Origin of the sequence: Paraburkholderia sp. SIMBA_027, from assembly GCF_046535315.1 — a bacterium.
In the GTDB taxonomy this organism is placed as follows: domain Bacteria; phylum Pseudomonadota; class Gammaproteobacteria; order Burkholderiales; family Burkholderiaceae; genus Paraburkholderia; species Paraburkholderia tropica.
In genome coordinates this window covers 1-430 of the sequence record NZ_JAWRWY010000117.1, presented here as the reverse complement: position 1 = coordinate 430, position 430 = coordinate 1, and the positions used below count along the sequence as shown (strand labels likewise).

Below are 430 nucleotides of genomic sequence, written 5' to 3'. Positions count from 1 at the left end.
ATGTCTTTATAGGTAATATTTCCCTAGATTTTTCTAAAAAATCTAATATTACAGGATTACTGAAAGAATCTTCTGTAGCTATGTTATGAACATTATCAGTAAAAACTTCTCCCGTTTCTTTCTCAATTAAAATTGGCAAAATTGCATTTTCCCAAATTGGCACAGATGGGATGCTAGCGCTTAAGGTTTCATATAAATAAGCACCTGCCAATCCCACACAAGGTCTTTTATCTATTCCAAGAGTATTCTCTTCAAAGAAATAACTAGACAAAATATATTGTTCTTCTATTTCTTCATCCTCATCTTTGATAAATGGTTGAACAATCATGCCTAAAACCAGATTCCTATATATTTCCGGCACTTGCTTATTAGATATCCAATCATGCAGATTATAATCAGAAGCTAGCGATAATTGACTTGCATATGAATC

1 protein-coding gene is annotated in these 430 nt (G+C 32.1%); it reads right to left on the bottom strand.

What is annotated here, in order from left to right:
- The coding region (locus tag SB764_RS38385) for a hypothetical protein (RefSeq protein ID WP_410866517.1) at positions 1-430 on the bottom strand (430 nt) is incomplete at both ends.